We start from the raw sequence: 15,023 nt of genomic DNA on the forward strand, positions 1-15,023 counted from the left end.
CTTCCTTGACCAGCTCAGCGCCGATCTTCTCCCACGGGTCCTCGAGCTCGATCTCCTTGGCGATGGAGACACCGTCGTTGGTGATCGTGGGAGCGCCCCACTTCTTCTCCAGCACGACGTTGCGCCCTTTGGGGCCCAGGGTCACCTTGACGGCGTCGGCGAGCTGGTTCATACCGCGCTCGAGACCGCGCCGCGCGTCCTCGTCGAAGGCGATCATCTTCGAAGTCATGTCCGCTCCTGCTCATTGATGGGGGCTCCGGGACGGCGCCCGCGACGGACGCCCTGCCTGCCGACAGAGCTCGCCGTCCCGGCACATACGGCCGGTTGGCACTCTCCAGTCGTGAGTGCCAACGTCCCATCGCACTCTACCCACAACTTGCGTGACGCGCACTATGTGCGTGGCGCGCAATCTCCGATAGAGTTCGGGGTATGAACGATGCGATGGACCTCCGGGCGCGAAACAAGCAGGCCACCCGAGAGGCGATCAGCCACGCCGCGCTGCGCCTCGCCCTCGAGCAGGGCCCCCACGGGCTCGCGCTCGTCCGCGTCCACGACATCGCCACGGCCGCGGGCGTCTCCCCCCGCACCTACAACAACTACTTCTCCAGCAGGGAGGAGGCGATCTGCGCCTTCCAGGCCGACCAGTCCAGGCGCGCGGGGCAGGCGCTGCGCTCCCGGCCCGGCGACGAGCCGCTCGACCAGGCCGTCGTCGCGGCCATGGTCGAGCTCTACACCGACCCCGAGCCCGACAAGGCCGGCCTCCGCATGATCATGTCGACGCCCGAGCTGGAGGGCGAGGCGCTGAAGGCGTTCTCCATGGCGGAGGGGCCCCTGGCCGAGGCGATCGCGGCGCGCACCGGCACCGATCCCCGGCGCGACCTGTTCCCCGCCGTCACGGCCGCCGCGATCGCCGGCGCCATCCGCGTGGCCGGGCGGGCCTGGCTCGAGCCCGGCAACACCGAGTCCTTCGCCACCGTCCTGCGTCGCGCCTTGTCCTGCGTGGTTCCCGCCGCACCGCCCGAAGGATGAGTGACTCGTCCCGGGGCCGGCACGGGCGCGAGCCGCCGGACAGCAAGTGGCCAGAAAGCTGACTGGGAAACGGGCACCTCGCCGTCGGACGCTGACGGAAACGCCGTACGAAGGAGAAGGAGAGCGTCCGTCGTGACCATGGTCGACTCGATCGCCGATCTTGAACAGCAGCTGGCCAACACCCGCGACTACTGGCTGGGGTGGGGAAGGGCCGACCGATCCGCCGGCGACCTCACGCTCTATCGCAGCTCTGTGTCCCACCCCCAGCTGAACGGGGTGCTCAGGGTCGGGCACGGTCAATCCCTGGACGCGGTCGTCGCGGAGGCGGAGGGACGGCTCCGCGGCGTGCCGTGGATGTGGTGGGTCGGCCCGGACAGCCGCAGCGACCTCGCCGACCACCTGCTGGCCACCGGCGCCACCGAGATCGGCACCATGCCCGTGATGGCCGCGCGCGTGGACCGGGCGATCAGCGTGGACACGCCGCCCGAGCTGGAGATCGAGCAGGTGGCAGGGCCGGACTCCCTCCGGGAGTGGGTGACCGCCTACGCCCCCTCGTTCGGCGTCGCACCGGATCAGGTGCACCACGTCATCCGGGCCGAGGACAACCGGCCGGATCAGTCGAACGGTCTCGTCCGGTTCGCCGGCCGATGGAACGGGCGGCTCGTCGGCACGTCCGCGTTGCTCGACCGGCACGGGGTCGCCGGAATCTACGTCGTCACCACGGCCGCGGAATACCGGCGCCGCGGAATCGGGACGGCCCTGACGGCTGCGGCTCTCCGCGAAGCCCGTGAACGCGGACTTCGCGTCGCCACCTTGCAGGCGAGCCCCGACGGCGCACCGGTATACCACCGGATGGGCTTCGAGACCGTAGCAGGGTACCGGATGTTCACCCCTGCCCAGCCGCGGCCGGCGCAGCCGGACACCGCCTGAGATGAGCAGAAAATGGGCTTCTGGATGAGTAGCCGCGCCCCCGATGCTGGTGCGGCGCAAACGACCGCCCCCTCCCCCGGAGCCCGGAGTTGACGTCGACGACGAAGGACAGACCGTCGGCGTCGGCCGAGCGCAAGCTCCGGCGCACCTGGCATCGAGCGCGTCTGCGATGTCCTGTGGCACCGTGAGATCTACGGACGAACCGCATGAACAGGGGAAGAGCGTGACCGTGACGTATGAGCTGGGCGAGGTCGTGGCCGAGCGGCAGCTGGAGGCCGTCGCCGAGGACGGCGCCCGCACGCCGGTGACCGTCAGGTTCGGCAGGCCGCGCCCCGACGCCCTGAGCACGACCGGCGACTGGTGCTGCCCTCACCAGATCCTGGGCCTGGGCGAGGAGGGCGTCGGGGCGTCCTTCGGCGTCGACTCGCTGCAGGCGCTCCTGCTGAGCGTGTACAAGGTGCGGCTGGAGCTGGGCGAGCGCGCCCGGGCCGCGTCGGTCCGGCTGGAGTGGCTGGGCCTGCCGGACCTCGGCCTGGAGGTGACTCCGGATTTCCACGACACGGCCGCCACAGAGAAGCGCTAGGGCTGGCGTGAGTCTCGCTCCGCCGCCTCGGCGATGCGCTTGATCTTCGCCAACCGGCGATCCCAGTCGGCCGCGAGCGCGGCCATCCACCGCGCCGTCGCGTCCAGCGCCGCGGGCCGCACCGCGAACCGCACCTCGCGTCCGACTCGGCTGCCGGAGACCAGCCCGGCGGCGTCGAGGACGGCGAGGTGCTTGACCACCGCCTGCCGTGAGACGGGAAGTCGTTCGGCGAGCGTCGTCGCGGTGGCCTCGCCCTGCGCGGCGAGGAGATCCAGCAGCCGCCGTCGCGTCGGGTCGGCCAGCGCGACGAGGACGCTGTCGACCGCCGCGACGGCGTCGCGGGTTTGGTCCGTCACCCGGATGTCTGCTCGGCGCGCTTCTTGAACGCGTCGAGCACCTGGGGCCACCCGTCGGTGTTGTCCATCACCGCCTGGCGGCGCAGCTCCTCGGACCCGGTGAGCGAGGCGAACCCGCTCTCGACGACGCGGAGCCGCGTCTGGTCGCCTTCCTGGGACAGCGTGAACTCCACGAGCGTGCTGTTGTCCTCACGCAACTCTTCCCCGGGGAATGCGCTGGCCCAGCGGTACGCCACGTAGGTGGGCGGCTCGACCTTCTCCACGCGTACCGGGAAGTCGCCGTATTCGGCGTTCTTCGCCACCATCGACTCGCCTTCTCTGGCCACGGTGCCGGACACGCTGGTCTCGTCGGCCACCCAGAACCCGGGCTCGGCCACCAGCGTCCAGACCCGCTCCAGGGGTGCCGCGATCAGGGTTTCGCGTTCGATCCGATCCTCGCTCATGAGCGTACTCCTTCACCGTCGCATTTCTGATGCAACTCCAGAGTTGCACATCGATGGCATGACGCGCAACCCGTGAGTTGCGCAAAAGACGGTCAGGCCGGCGGCCAGTTTCTGAGCACGGCGTCGAGGGCGTCCAGGGTTCTCGACCACGAGGCGTCCACGTCGCGCGGATGGCGGCGGAATCCGCCCGCCGTCTCCAGGCTCACGTAGCCGTGGAACATGCCGCCCAGCATCCGCACCGCGTCCGTCTGGTCGGGCTCGGACAGGTCGTATCCGCGCAGAATCGCCCGCGTCATCTCCGCGTGCCGCCTTGCCGCGCTCGCCGCCGCCGTCTCCGGGTCGAGCTCCATTTGCGCCGCGGCATACCTGCCCGGATGCTCTTTCGCGTAGTCCCTGTAGGCGTTGGCGAAGGCCACCAGCGCCTCCTTGCCCGCGCGGCCGGCCAGGGCGTCGGCGGCCCTGTCGGCGAGCTCCGCCAGCGCCAGCACCGCCACCCTGACCCGCAGGTCATGCGCGTCCTTGATGTGGGCGTACAGGGCCGCGGGCTTGACGCCGAACGCGCGGGCGAGCGCAGAGACGGTCACGTTCTGAAAGCCGATCTCGTCGGCCAGATCCGCCGCCGCCCGAGTCAGGCGTTCCACGGTCACACCGGCACGTGCCATAGGACACCTTTCACGATGTACTTACAGGCTTTAAGTATTTGCATACTACAGTTAAGGAAACTAGCCTCTCAGCCCATGAGGCCAATCACCGAACGCGACATCCGCACCTGCTTCGTCAACTGCTCCAAGGGAGAGGCCAAGCGTCTCGGTGTCCCCAAAGACCTCGACGACCTTCCCTGGGAAGACCTCGACTTCCTCGGATGGCGAGATCCGGGTGCGCCCGAGCGCGCCTATCTGGTCACGGAAAGCGACGGCGCCCTCGTCGGCCTCGCGCTCCGGGTGACCTCCGGCGCCGCGCGCGGCTTCACCTCCCGCAGCATGTGCTCGCTGTGCCTGACCACGCACACCAGCGGCGGCGTGGCGCTGATGACCGCGCGCCGCACCGGCGAGTCCGGTCGCCAGGGCAACTCGGTCGGGCAATACCTGTGCACCGACCTCGCCTGCTCCCTCTACACCCGAGGCATGAAGGAAGCCGCAGGCGGCGCCGCCATCGACGAGTCCCTCACCCCGGAGGAGAAGATCGCCCGCACCCGGGCCAACCTGTTCTCGTTCCTGGACAAGGTGGTCCGCTGACCCCGGGGCCGTGCCCATAGGAAGGGTGCAACCCAGTCATAGAGGGAGCTTTGGGCACCCATGAACAAATTCTTGACACCATGTCGGTGAGGAGAGGACCGGAGCTGGACCAGCGGGGGAGGTTCGCGCGTGTCCCTGCGTCTCGGCCCGCCATCCGTCCAGACACGTCTCACGGTGGCGACCGCAGTATTGTCACTGATCGGTTTCCTGGTGGTCGCCGTCGCCGCCGACGTGCTGGTGCGCAGCAAGATCGAACAGGACGTCTACCGGAACACGCAGCGCGTGGCCACCGAATGGATCGGATCGATGGGGACCGCCGATCCGCCGCCGGTCACGACGTCGGACGTCAACCTGCTCCAGCTCGTGGACGCCAGCGGGCGGGTGGTGGCGGCCAGCCGCGCCGCCGCCGGACGGCCTCCGCTGAGCAAGCTGTGGCCTCCCTCCGATGACCGGATCCAGAACGGCATCGCATGCTCGGCGGGCGAGTGCGTGATGTTCACGGCCAGCAGGCCCTCGCCGCAGGAGGAAGAGCTGTTGTGGGGCGGCGCCTCCCATGTGGTGTACGCGGGGATGACCCAGCCGGCCATCCTGGGGACGCGGCGTCTGGAGTGGTTCCTCGCCGCCGGAGTGCTGGCCGCCACCGCCCTGATGACCTGGGTGGCCTCGTTCCTGATCCGCCGGACGTTGCAGCCGGTGGAGGCGATGCGGGCGAGGATCGCCGAGATCACGGTGACCGATCTCGGCCTGCGGGTGCCCGCCCCGCCAGGCCGTGACGCGATCGCGCAGCTCGCCCGTACCGCGAACCAGACCCTGGCGCGCCTGCAGGAGGCCGTCGAACAGCAGCGTCGTTTCTCCTCGATGGTCTCCCACGAGTTGCGGACGCCCATCACCGGGCTGCGTACCCAGCTGGAAGAGGCGCTGATGTACCCCGAGGTCGACGCTCGCGCCGCCATCCGGGGGGCGTTGTCCACGCTCGACCGCGTCCAGACGATCATCGAGGAGATGCTCACGCTCGCCCGCATCCGCACGTCCTGCCCGCATCAGCCCGAGCGGGTCGACCTCAGCAGCGTCGTACGGGAGGAGGTGGCCAACCGGCGGAACGGCCCGCCGGTGCGGCTGCACATCGATGAAGATCTCAAGGTCCGCGGAAACTCGGTGCAACTGGGTGAGGTGCTGACGAACCTCCTGGTCAACGCCCAGCGGCACGCCCATGCCTGCGTCGAGGTCAGCGTGGAGCGTTCGAACGGGCACGCCGTGGTCAGTGTGCTCGACGACGGCGAAGGGGTCCCGCCGCAGGACCGCGAGCAGGTGTTCGAGCCCTTTGTGCGGCTGAGCGGCGGGCGGGAACGCGACCCCCAGGGCAGCGGCCTCGGTCTGGCCATCTCCCGCGCGATCGCCCAGGCCCATCAGGGGAGTTTGGGCATCGAGGATTCGCCGCGGGGCGCCAGGTTCGTGCTGCGCCTGCCGCTGGTGGAGTGACGGAGGAGCCGCTCTCCCGGGGACGACGGCGCTAGGCAGGGGGTGTGTGCAGGAGGAACAGGGTGTAGGCGGCCAGCGTGGACCCGTCGGTGATCGATCCGTCGCGGATCATGCCTTCGAAGTCGGCTCGCGAGAACCATCGGCAGCGCAGGTCCTGCTCCTCGAGCTCCGGCGCCGCCTCCCCGTGCGACAGCTCCGAGGCCACGAACACGTCGAAGCCCTGCGACGACATGCCCGTCGCGCAGTTGAGCCGTCCCAGATGGCGCATGGCCGTGGCCGTGATGCCGGTCTCCTCCAGCAACTCCCGCCGGGCCAGCGACTCGGGCTCGCCCGCGGTCAGTCCCGGCAGCGATCCCTGCACGAACTCCCATGAGCGCGAGCGCACCGGATACCGGTACTGCTCCACGAGGTGGAAGCCGCCGTCCTCGACGGCGATGACCAGCGCGAAGTCGGGCTTGTCCACGTAGGTGTAGACGCCCTCGGAGCCGTCCAGGCGGACGATCCTGTCCTCACGCAGCCGCATGTACGGCGACTTGTAGGCGACGTTCGTGGAGATCTGGCGGATCGGGTGCTCGAAGTCCGGCCTCATGCTCACCTTCCTCTGGATCGGCTCGATCAGTATAGCTGTATAGACAGCTAGTGTTATGGTGGGGGCGTGAACGCGCCAGGCAAGCGGCCCGAGGACTTCGCGCCGCGCTACTTCGTCATCGAGCAGGCGCTGCGTGAGCGTGTGGCCGACGCCCGGCCGGGCGACGCGCTGCCCTCGGAGAGCGAGCTGAGCGAAGAGTTCGCCGTCAGCAGGATGACCGCCCGCGCGGCGGTGCAACGGCTGGTCGCCGACGGCCTGGTCGTCAGGCGCCCGGGCAGGGGCACCTTCGTGGCCTCGCCGCCGAGCAGCCGCCGCGCCGACAGCCTGGTGCGCTTCAGCGAAGAGATCCGCCGACGCGGGCAGCGGCCGTCCTCCCGGCTGTTGTCGGCCGTCACCCGCGCCGCCACCTCGCAGGAAGCCGACCGGCTGCGACTGGGCAGGCGCGGGCGGGTGATCGCGGTGGAGCGCGTCCGGCTCGCCGACGACCTGCCGATTGCCCTCGAACGGGCGCTGTTCCCGGGCAGCCTGCGCGGCCTGCTGGAGGCCGATCTCGAGCATGGTTCCCTGCACGCCGCCCTCGACGCGCTCGGCCGCACCCCGGCGCGCGGCCACGCCCGCATCGGCGCCGCCACGGCGGGCGAACGGGAGGCCGGCGTGCTCGCCGTGGACCCCGGCGCGCCGCTGCTGGTCGAGCACCGCCTGATCCTCGATCAGAACGACGAGCCGCTGGAGCTCACCGACTCCCTGTACGTCGCCGCCCGCTATGGCCTCGACGTCTCCTTCACCGTCGAGCCCCCGGCCACCGACGCCGGCCACCCGTGAACCCGTCACCCCCGCTTGCGAAGGAGCCATGCCCTTGACCAGCACCGTCGCCGACGTCGCCAAGATGATCGACCACTCTCTGCTGCGCCCTGAGCTGACCGCCGAGGACGTGCGCGCCGGGTGCGACCTCGCCGCCCGTTACGCCGTGGCCTCGGTCTGCGTGAAACCGTGTGACGTGGCGCTGGCCGCCACGCGGCTCGACGGGACCGGCGTCTCGACCGGCACGGTGGTCGGCTTCCCCCACGGATCCTCTTCCTCCCGCACCAAGGCCGCCGAGGCCCGCGCCGCCGTGTCCGACGGCGCCCGCGAGCTGGACATGGTGCTCAACATCGGGCGCCTGCGCGCAGGCGACGACGCGGCCGTGCTCGCCGACATCCGCGCGGTCGTGGAAGCGGCCACCGGCGCCGTGGTGAAGGTCATCTTCGAGAACGCCTACCTGACCGACGACGAGAAGGTACGCGCGTGCCGCCTGAGCGAGCAGGCGGGCGCCGCCTATGTCAAGACCTCCACCGGTTTCGCCCCCGGCGGCGCGACCCTGGCAGACATCCGGCTCATGCGGGCCAACGTCTCCGAGCGGGTCAAGGTCAAGGCCGCCGGCGGCGTCCGCAGCCTGGACCTGCTGCTGGAGATGGCCGCGGCGGGCGCCGCCCGGTTCGGCGCCACCACTACCGCGGCGATCCTGGACGATCTCGCCGGGCGACTGGCGCGCAGCGGGTAACCACGGCCCGGCTGGACCGATTGCCGAAGAAAGTGCTGATCAGTGAGAACTTTCACATTTTGAAACGATGGTCTAACGTTCGGAACATGTCCCAGTCGACGGCCGAGCCCAGGCTCGTCGGGTCCGACCGCGTGCTGGCGGTCCTCGCCGAGCTGGCGCGTCACCCCGACGGGATCGGGCTGGAGGAGATGGCGCGCGCCGTGGCCAGCCCCAAGCCGACCGTGCACCGCGCTCTGGCCGCGCTGCGCCGCGCCGGCTTCGCCGTCCAGAACGGCCATGGCCACTACGTGCTGGGCGACGAGTTCCTGCGGATGGCCTTCGCCCACCACGAGGCCCGGCCCGACCACGTCCGCGTCGCCCCGATCCTCAAGGCGCTGTGCGACCGGTACGGCGAGACGGTCCACTACGCCGTGCTCGACGGGGCCTCGGTCGTCTACCGCTCCAAGCTCGACCCGCCCGCCGGCGCCGTGCGGCTCACCTCGATCGTCGGCGGCCGCAACCCGGCCCACTGCACGGCCGTCGGCAAGGTGCTGCTGGCCGACACGCTGCGCACCGAGGACGCGGTACGCGAGTGGGTGGGCGACCGCACGCTGGAGCGGCCGACCGAGCGCTCGATCAGCACCGTCGATGAGCTCCACGCCGAGCTGACCCGCATCCGCGAGCAGGGCTACGCCGTCGACGACCGGGAGAACGAGCCCGGCGTCAATTGCCTGGCCGTCCTGGCCTACCTGACCTCACCCACCGTCCCCAGCGGCGCGATCAGCGTCAGTGGCCTCACCTACCGCACTCCTCTGCAGACGCTGGTCGACGACCTGCCCGCCATCCGCGCCATCGTCGCCGGCCGGCAGGTTGCCTCCTGATCCCGAACTCACGGAGAGACCCTTGTACCTCATGCGCATCGGCGCGCCCGGCGCCGAAAAGCCCGTCGTCCGCCTCGACGACACCCACTACGTCGACGTCTCCGACCTCACCGCCGACTTCGACGAACGCTTCTTCGGCGCGGGCGGCACGGCGCTGCTGACCGGGCCGGTCCCCGAGCGGGTCGACCGGGGGCAGGTGCACGCCTTCGCCGGCGAGCGCGTCGGAGCGCCCATCGCCCGCCCGCACCAGATTCTGTGCATCGGCCTCAACTACAGCGACCACGCCGCGGAGACCGGGCAGGCCGTGCCCGACGAGCCGATCCTGTTCACCAAGTCGCCCAACACGCTCATCGGCCCGTACGACGACGTGCGCATCCCGCGTGGCGCCACCAAGACCGACTGGGAGGTCGAGCTCGGCATCGTGATCGGCCGGCGCACCTCCTACCTGGACACGGTCGAGGAGGCCGCTGCCGCGATCGCCGGCTACTGCGTGGTCAACGACGTCAGCGAGCGCGCCTTCCAGATGGAGCGCGGCGGCCAGTGGAGCAAGGGCAAGTCCGCCGAGACGTTCAACCCGGCCGGGCCGTGGCTGGTCACCCCGGACGAGATCGCCGACGTCAGGAACCTCGGCATGTGGCTGGAGGTCAACGGGGTCCGCCGCCAGACCGGCACCACCAAGACAATGATCTTCGACCCGTACGTCATCGTGCACCACCTGAGCCAGTTCATGGTCCTGGAGCCCGGCGACCTGATCAACACCGGCACCCCGCCCGGCGTAGGCATGGGCTTCAAGCCGCCGATCTGGCTCCAGCCGGGCGACGTCATGGAGCTCGGCATCGACGGGCTCGGCCGCCAGCGGCAGACCGTCGTGGGACCGCGCTAGTGCGCGCGCTGGTCCTCACCGGCCCCGGCAAGGCCGAGGTCCAGGAGGTCGAGCCGCCCGTGGCGGATCTCGGGCAGGTGGTCGTGGACGTCGAGCGGGCCGGGGTGTGCGGCACCGACGTGGAGCTGTTCACCGGCGAGATGAGCTACCTGCACACCGGCCGCTCCTGGTATCCGCTGCGACCCGGCCACGAGTGGTGCGGCACGGTCACGGCGCTCGGCGACGGCGTCGATGCGACCTGGCTCGGCCGCCGCGTCACCGGCGACACCATGCTCGGCTGCGGCCGCTGCGACCGCTGCCGCAAGGGCCGCCACCACGTGTGCGCCGACCTGGCCGAGATCGGCATCAGCCGCGGCCGCGCCGGGGCGCTCGCCGAACAGCTGGCCGTTCCGGCATCGGCACTGCACGCGCTGCCGGACACGGTGGACGCCGCCTCCGGCGCGCTCGTCGAGCCCGGCGGCAACGCCCTGCGCTCCGTGCACGCCGCCGGTCTGCAGCCGGGCGAGCGGCTGCTGGTCCTGGGCACGGGCACGATCGGCCTCCTGGTGGCGCTGTTCGCGCGAGCCCGAGGAGCCGAGGTCCACCTGATGGGCCGCGACGATGACGGCCTGCGGCTGGCCCGTCGCCTCGGCTTCGACGACGCCTGGACGCGGCCGTCCCTGCCGGCCCTGCCGTGGAACGCCGTCGTGGACGCCTCCAACGCGCCACACCTCCCGGCACTCGCGCTGGAGTTGGTGGAGCCGGCCGGACGGGTGGTCTACATCGGCCTGGCCGGCACCCCGAGCACCCTCGACACCCGTGACCTGCTGCTCAAGGACGTCACAGCAGTGGGTATCCTGGGCGGCTCGGCCGGTTTGCCGGGCGCCATCGCGGCCTACGCCGACGGGTCGGTCGACGCCCGCCCGCTCGTGGCCGCCACGGTGGGCCTGGCCGAGACCATGGACGTCCTGGCCGGACACCGCCCTGCCGGCGCCGGGCCGGGCCCTAAGATCCACATAGACCCGCGGCGCTGAACCGCCCGTGAAGAGAGCCATGAACCTGATCAAGCCACCGGATCCCGCCGTCCTGGCGGCGGTGGAGAACGCCGTTCCCGGGATCGCCCGCACGAGAGTGAGCGACCGGCTCGGCATGGCGCACGACGCCTCCCACTACCTGCTCACCCCGCAAGCGGTCCTGGTGCCCGAGAGCGCCGAGCAGGTGGCGGCGCTGATGCGGGCCGGCCTGCCGCTCACCTTCCGCTCCGGCGGCACCAGCCTGAGCGGGCAGGGGGTCAGCGAGCACCTGCTGGTCGACACCCGGCGGCACTTCCGCGGCATCGAGGTCCTCGACGACGGCGCCCGCGTGCGGGTGCAGCCCGGGGCGGTGCTGCGGCAGGTCAACGCCCGGCTCGCGCCCTACGGCCGAAGACTGGGCCCAGACCCGGCCAGCGAGTCGGCGTGCACGATCGGCGGCGTCGTGGCCAACAACTCCAGCGGCATGACCTGCGGCACCCACGCCAACACGTACCGGACGCTGGAGGCGATGACCCTCGTGCTGCCCAGCGGCACCGTACTCGACACCGGGGCTCCCGACGCCGACGCGCGCCTGCGCGCCCTGGAACCCGAGCTCGCCGCAGGCCTCGCCCGCCTGCGCGACCGCATCAGGGGCGACGCCGGCTCCGTCCGCCGCATCACCGCCCAGTTCTCGCTCAAGAACACCATGGGCTACGGCCTCAACAGCTTCCTCGACCACGACTCCCCCGCCCAGATCCTCGCCCACCTGGTCATCGGCAGCGAGGGCACCCTGGGATTCGTCGCCGAAGCGGTCCTGCGCACGGTCCCGGCCCACCGCCTGGCCGCCACCGGGCTGCTCGTCTTCCCCACCCTGCGCCAGGCGATGGCGGCCATGCCCGACCTGGTCGCCGCCGCCCCCGCCGCGATCGAGCTGCTGGACGCCGGATCCCTGCGGGTGGCCCAGACCGATCCCAAAGCCGACGACGTGCTGCGCACGCTCGGCGTAAAGGATCACGCGGCGCTGCTGGTGGAGTGGCAGGAAACCGACCCCGGCCTGCTCGGCGAGCGCGAGCGCGCCGCCGAGGAGCTGTTCGGCGCGCTGGCCCTGGCGGCTCCGGCCCGGCTCAGCAGGCAGGCACACGGCCGGGCCGCGTTGTGGCACATCCGCAAGGGCCTGTACGCCTCCGTGGCCGGCGCCCGCCCCAGCGGCACCACCGCCCTCCTGGAGGACGTCGCCGTCCCCGTGCCAGCCCTGGCCGACCTGTGCGACGACCTGACGGCCCTGTTCGCCAAGCACCGCTACGAGCGCAGCGTCGTCTTCGGCCACGCCAAGGACGGCAACCTGCACTTCATGCTCAACGAACGCTTCGACACCGGCCTGCGGCGCTACGCCGACTTCACCGAGGACATGGTGGAGGCCGTCCTCGCCCGGGGCGGCACGCTCAAGGCCGAGCACGGCACCGGCCGCGTCATGGCCCCGTTCGTCCGCCGCCAGTACGGCGACGAGCTGTACGAGGTGATGCGCGAGGTCAAACGGCTGTGCGATCCGGCGGGCACGCTCAACCCCGGCGTCGTCCTCACCGACGACACGGACGCCCACCTGCGCGACCTCAAGACCGTCGTCACCGTCGAGCCCGAGGTCGACCGGTGCGTGGAGTGCGGCTACTGCGAGCCCGTCTGCCCCAGCCGCGACCTGACCACCACCCCACGCCAGCGCATCGTGCTCCGCCGGGAGCTCGCCGCCGCCCACGCCGCCGGCGACCAGGCCCTCGCCCGCGAACTCGAATCCGAGTACGGCTACGACGCCGTCGACACCTGCGCCGTGGACGGCATGTGCGCCACCGCCTGCCCCGTCCTCATCAACACGGGCGACCTCACCAAGCGCCTGCGCGCCGAACGCCACGGGCGCGTGGCGCAGGCGGGATGGAAGGCCGCCGCCGGCCACTGGGACGGCGTGACCCGCGCCATGAACCTGGCGCTCGACGCGGCCGCGGCGGTCCCGTCCCCGCTCGCCGAGCGCGCCGGCCGGGCCGCCCGCGCCGTCGCCGGCCCTGAGGCCGTGCCGCAGTGGGACCGCGACCTGCCCAGGGGCGGCACGCGCCGCCGCCCCGCCGCGGCCGACCGGCCCGATGCCGTCTATCTGCCGTCCTGCCTGAACACCCTGTTCTCCCCGGCCGACGGCGGCCCCGGCGTCATGACCGCGTTCCAGCGCCTGGCCGAACGGGCGGGCCTGCGCCTGCGCGTCCCGGAGGAGATCGGCGGGCTGTGCTGCGGCACGCCCTGGTCGTCCAAGGGCTACACGGACGGCTACGACAGGATGCGCCGCCGGGTGGTGGAAGCGCTGCACGCGGCCACGGACGGCGGGCGGGTCCCCGTCGTCGCCGACGCCGCCTCCTGCACCGAGGGATTCGCCCGCCTCGTCGCGGCGGAGTTCGAGGTGGTGGACGCCGTGGCCTTCACCGCCGACCACATCCTGCCCAAGCTGCCCGCACCGCGCCGCCTGCCCTCGGTGGCGCTGCACCCCACCTGCTCCTCGACCCGGCTCGGTCTGGACGGGGCCATCACCCGAATCGCGACCACGATCGCCGAGCAGGTGGTCGTCCCCACCGACTGGCAGTGCTGCGCCTTCGCCGGCGACCGCGGGCTGCTGCATCCGGAGCTGACCGCGTCCGCCACGCGCGCCGAGGCCGCCGAAGTGGCGCAGGCGGGCTGCGCCGCCCACGCCTCGGTGAACCGCACCTGCGAGCTGGGCCTGACCCGCGCCACCGGCCGGCCGTACCACCACCTGCTGGAACTGCTCGACCATGTCACCGGGTGAGCGGCTGTCCGAGCTCGCGGGGCACGACGCGGGGATGGTGCCGCGCGGGAGGCCGGATACCGCCGGAGTCATCGCGCCGGCCGCGATCGGCGTATCGCATGCGCGCCTCAGGTCGCGGTGGAGACGACCACCCGGCGGTTCTTGGCGCGCCCGGCCGGATTGTCCGAACCGTCGGCCTTGGTGTTCGGGGCGACCGGCTTGGTCTCGCCGTATCCCCGCGCCTTCAGGCGTGATCGCGCCAGGCCGCCCTCGGTCGCCAGCCACTCGGCGACCGCCTGGGCGCGCCGTGCGGACAGCGGCTGGTTGTGCGAGTCGTCGCCCTTGGCGTCGGTGTGCCCCTCGACGTTGATCGTCGCCCTCGCCTCCGCCCTCCCCTCTATCTGACGGGCGATGCGCCTGAGCTCGGCGGCGGCCGCGGGCTTGATGGTGGCGCTGTCGAAGTCGAACAGGACGTCGGTCGTGATACTGAAGGCGATCGAGCCGTCCCCCTCGAGCACCTCGCTCTTGCCGATCTCGTACGCCTTCAGCTCCGCGGCGGGGATCTCCACGGCGGGCACCTCGATCGCGGGCACCTCCACCGCGGGCACCTCGGCGGCGGGAATGCACTCGTTCTGCTCGTTGCAGGCACTCGGCCTGATGATGAGCGGCCTGATGACGAGTGGACGGATGATGAGCGGGCGGATGATGTGCGGACGGATGACAAGCGGCACGATGCCACCGCCCTGTGGCTCGACCTGGCACACCTCGGGCGTCGACACGCCTTCGGCATGCACCGCCTCAGCCCGTGTCCTGTCGGCCCGAACCGGGTCGAGCTTGATCCCGCCCGCGTTGACGCCGGGGATCTCGGCCGGCGGGATCTCCACGGCGGGAATCGAAACCGGCGGGATCGACGCCGCGCCGAGGCAGCCTCCGGGCGCCGGTGCGATCTCGGTGCACTGGGCGGGAATGTGCACCGCGGGGATGTCCACGCCCGGGATGGTGACGGCGGGAATGGTGGCGCCGCCGATCTTCGCCTCCGGGATGACCACCTTCTCGGCGTGCACGGCCGGGCTGTCCACGGCAGGGATGAGCTTCCCGTTCGGGCAGCTCGTCGGCTCGGGCCCGGTCGGTGTGGGCGCCGATGAGGGCGGGCTGCCCGGTGCTTCGGTGGTCGCGGCGGCGCTCGGCGAGCTCGCTCGCGCCGGCGTGTGACGCTCCTCCCCGCTCCCACCGGTCGTGCCGACACCGCACACGGCCAGCACCAACACGAGCAGCGGCGGTAAGAGCCTGGTTCTCGTCATGATGCG

Annotated in this window: 17 protein-coding genes; 11 read left to right on the top strand and 6 right to left on the bottom strand. The window is 71.6% G+C overall.

Features of this window, described 5'->3' with window-relative positions:
• Positions 1-229, bottom strand: a 229-nt coding sequence (locus tag ID574_RS58140; RefSeq protein ID WP_272491877.1) for a TCP-1/cpn60 chaperonin family protein, incomplete at its 3' end; no start/stop codon positions are given.
• A 200-nt stretch (positions 230-429) separates the two neighbouring features.
• Between ID574_RS58140 and ID574_RS58145 the strand changes: the two genes are divergently transcribed.
• From ID574_RS58145 to ID574_RS58155, 3 genes are all read left to right on the top strand, one after another.
• Positions 430-1,029: a TetR/AcrR family transcriptional regulator gene (locus ID574_RS58145; protein ID WP_188197670.1), complete on the top strand. Its 600-nt coding sequence runs from the start codon at positions 430-432 to the stop codon at positions 1,027-1,029.
• Between the two features lie 138 nt (positions 1,030-1,167).
• Positions 1,168-1,959: a GNAT family N-acetyltransferase gene (locus tag ID574_RS58150; RefSeq protein ID WP_223168180.1), complete on the top strand. Its 792-nt coding sequence runs from the start codon at positions 1,168-1,170 to the stop codon at positions 1,957-1,959.
• Between the two features lie 223 nt (positions 1,960-2,182).
• The gene (locus ID574_RS58155; RefSeq protein ID WP_188197672.1) at positions 2,183-2,542 is read left to right on the top strand and encodes a DUF6968 family protein; all 360 of its coding nucleotides are present in this window, start codon (positions 2,183-2,185) and stop codon (positions 2,540-2,542) included.
• Here ID574_RS58155 and ID574_RS58160 read toward each other — a convergent pair.
• The 3 genes from ID574_RS58160 to ID574_RS58170 all read right to left on the bottom strand — a co-directional run bounded on the left by ID574_RS58160 (position 2,539) and on the right by ID574_RS58170 (position 4,003).
• Positions 2,539-2,898 (bottom strand): ArsR/SmtB family transcription factor, encoded by a 360-nt coding sequence (locus ID574_RS58160; protein WP_188197673.1) that lies wholly within the window; start codon positions 2,896-2,898, stop codon positions 2,539-2,541. The genes ID574_RS58155 and ID574_RS58160 overlap by 4 nt on opposite strands.
• Positions 2,895-3,341: an SRPBCC domain-containing protein gene (locus ID574_RS58165; RefSeq protein WP_188197674.1), complete on the bottom strand. Its 447-nt coding sequence runs from the start codon at positions 3,339-3,341 to the stop codon at positions 2,895-2,897. Before ID574_RS58165 ends, ID574_RS58160 begins: the two co-directional genes overlap by 4 nt.
• A gap of 92 nt (positions 3,342-3,433) precedes the next feature.
• Positions 3,434-4,003: a TetR/AcrR family transcriptional regulator gene (locus ID574_RS58170; protein ID WP_188197675.1), complete on the bottom strand. Its 570-nt coding sequence runs from the start codon at positions 4,001-4,003 to the stop codon at positions 3,434-3,436.
• A gap of 75 nt (positions 4,004-4,078) precedes the next feature.
• Between ID574_RS58170 and ID574_RS58175 the strand changes: the two genes are divergently transcribed.
• Positions 4,079-4,576 (top strand): FBP domain-containing protein, encoded by a 498-nt coding sequence (locus tag ID574_RS58175; protein ID WP_188197676.1) that lies wholly within the window; start codon positions 4,079-4,081, stop codon positions 4,574-4,576.
• Between the two features lie 174 nt (positions 4,577-4,750).
• Entirely contained in the window at positions 4,751-6,055 is a 1,305-nt protein-coding gene (locus ID574_RS58180; protein ID WP_188197677.1) for a sensor histidine kinase, read from the top strand.
• Between the two features lie 31 nt (positions 6,056-6,086).
• Here the strand turns inward: ID574_RS58180 and ID574_RS58185 are convergent, their stop codons facing one another.
• Positions 6,087-6,644: an NUDIX domain-containing protein gene (locus tag ID574_RS58185; protein ID WP_188197678.1), complete on the bottom strand. Its 558-nt coding sequence runs from the start codon at positions 6,642-6,644 to the stop codon at positions 6,087-6,089.
• A gap of 66 nt (positions 6,645-6,710) precedes the next feature.
• On the opposite strand from ID574_RS58185, the gene ID574_RS58190 reads away from it, so the two are divergent.
• The 6 genes from ID574_RS58190 (at position 6,711) to ID574_RS62210 (ending at position 13,737) form a co-directional block, all read left to right on the top strand.
• Positions 6,711-7,466 carry a GntR family transcriptional regulator gene (locus ID574_RS58190; RefSeq protein WP_188197679.1) on the top strand — a complete coding sequence of 252 codons (756 nt, stop codon included), beginning with the start codon at positions 6,711-6,713 and terminating at the stop codon, positions 7,464-7,466.
• Between the two features lie 34 nt (positions 7,467-7,500).
• Positions 7,501-8,184 (top strand): deoxyribose-phosphate aldolase, encoded by a 684-nt coding sequence (gene deoC, locus ID574_RS58195; RefSeq protein ID WP_223168176.1) that lies wholly within the window; start codon positions 7,501-7,503, stop codon positions 8,182-8,184.
• 86 nt (positions 8,185-8,270) lie between these two features.
• Positions 8,271-9,044: an IclR family transcriptional regulator gene (locus ID574_RS58200; RefSeq protein ID WP_188197681.1), complete on the top strand. Its 774-nt coding sequence runs from the start codon at positions 8,271-8,273 to the stop codon at positions 9,042-9,044.
• Positions 9,045-9,066: 22 nt separating this feature from the next.
• The gene (locus tag ID574_RS58205; RefSeq protein ID WP_188197682.1) at positions 9,067-9,927 is read left to right on the top strand and encodes a fumarylacetoacetate hydrolase family protein; all 861 of its coding nucleotides are present in this window, start codon (positions 9,067-9,069) and stop codon (positions 9,925-9,927) included.
• Positions 9,927-10,940: a zinc-dependent alcohol dehydrogenase gene (locus ID574_RS58210; RefSeq protein ID WP_188197683.1), complete on the top strand. Its 1,014-nt coding sequence runs from the start codon at positions 9,927-9,929 to the stop codon at positions 10,938-10,940. The genes ID574_RS58205 and ID574_RS58210 overlap by 1 nt, the downstream gene beginning before the upstream one ends.
• A 19-nt stretch (positions 10,941-10,959) precedes the next feature.
• Complete coding sequence (locus ID574_RS62210) at positions 10,960-13,737, top strand: FAD-binding and (Fe-S)-binding domain-containing protein (protein WP_188197684.1); 2,778 nt, start codon at positions 10,960-10,962, stop codon at positions 13,735-13,737.
• Between the two features lie 107 nt (positions 13,738-13,844).
• Here the strand turns inward: ID574_RS62210 and ID574_RS58220 are convergent, their stop codons facing one another.
• On the bottom strand, positions 13,845-15,017 hold the full coding sequence (locus ID574_RS58220; protein ID WP_188197685.1) for an OmpA family protein: 1,173 nt from the start codon (positions 15,015-15,017) through the stop codon (positions 13,845-13,847).
• Positions 15,018-15,023: the final 6 nt, after the last annotated feature.

It is taken from the genome of Nonomuraea sp. SYSU D8015 (assembly GCF_008065375.1).
Taxonomy (GTDB): Bacteria; Actinomycetota; Actinomycetes; order Streptosporangiales; family Streptosporangiaceae; genus Nonomuraea.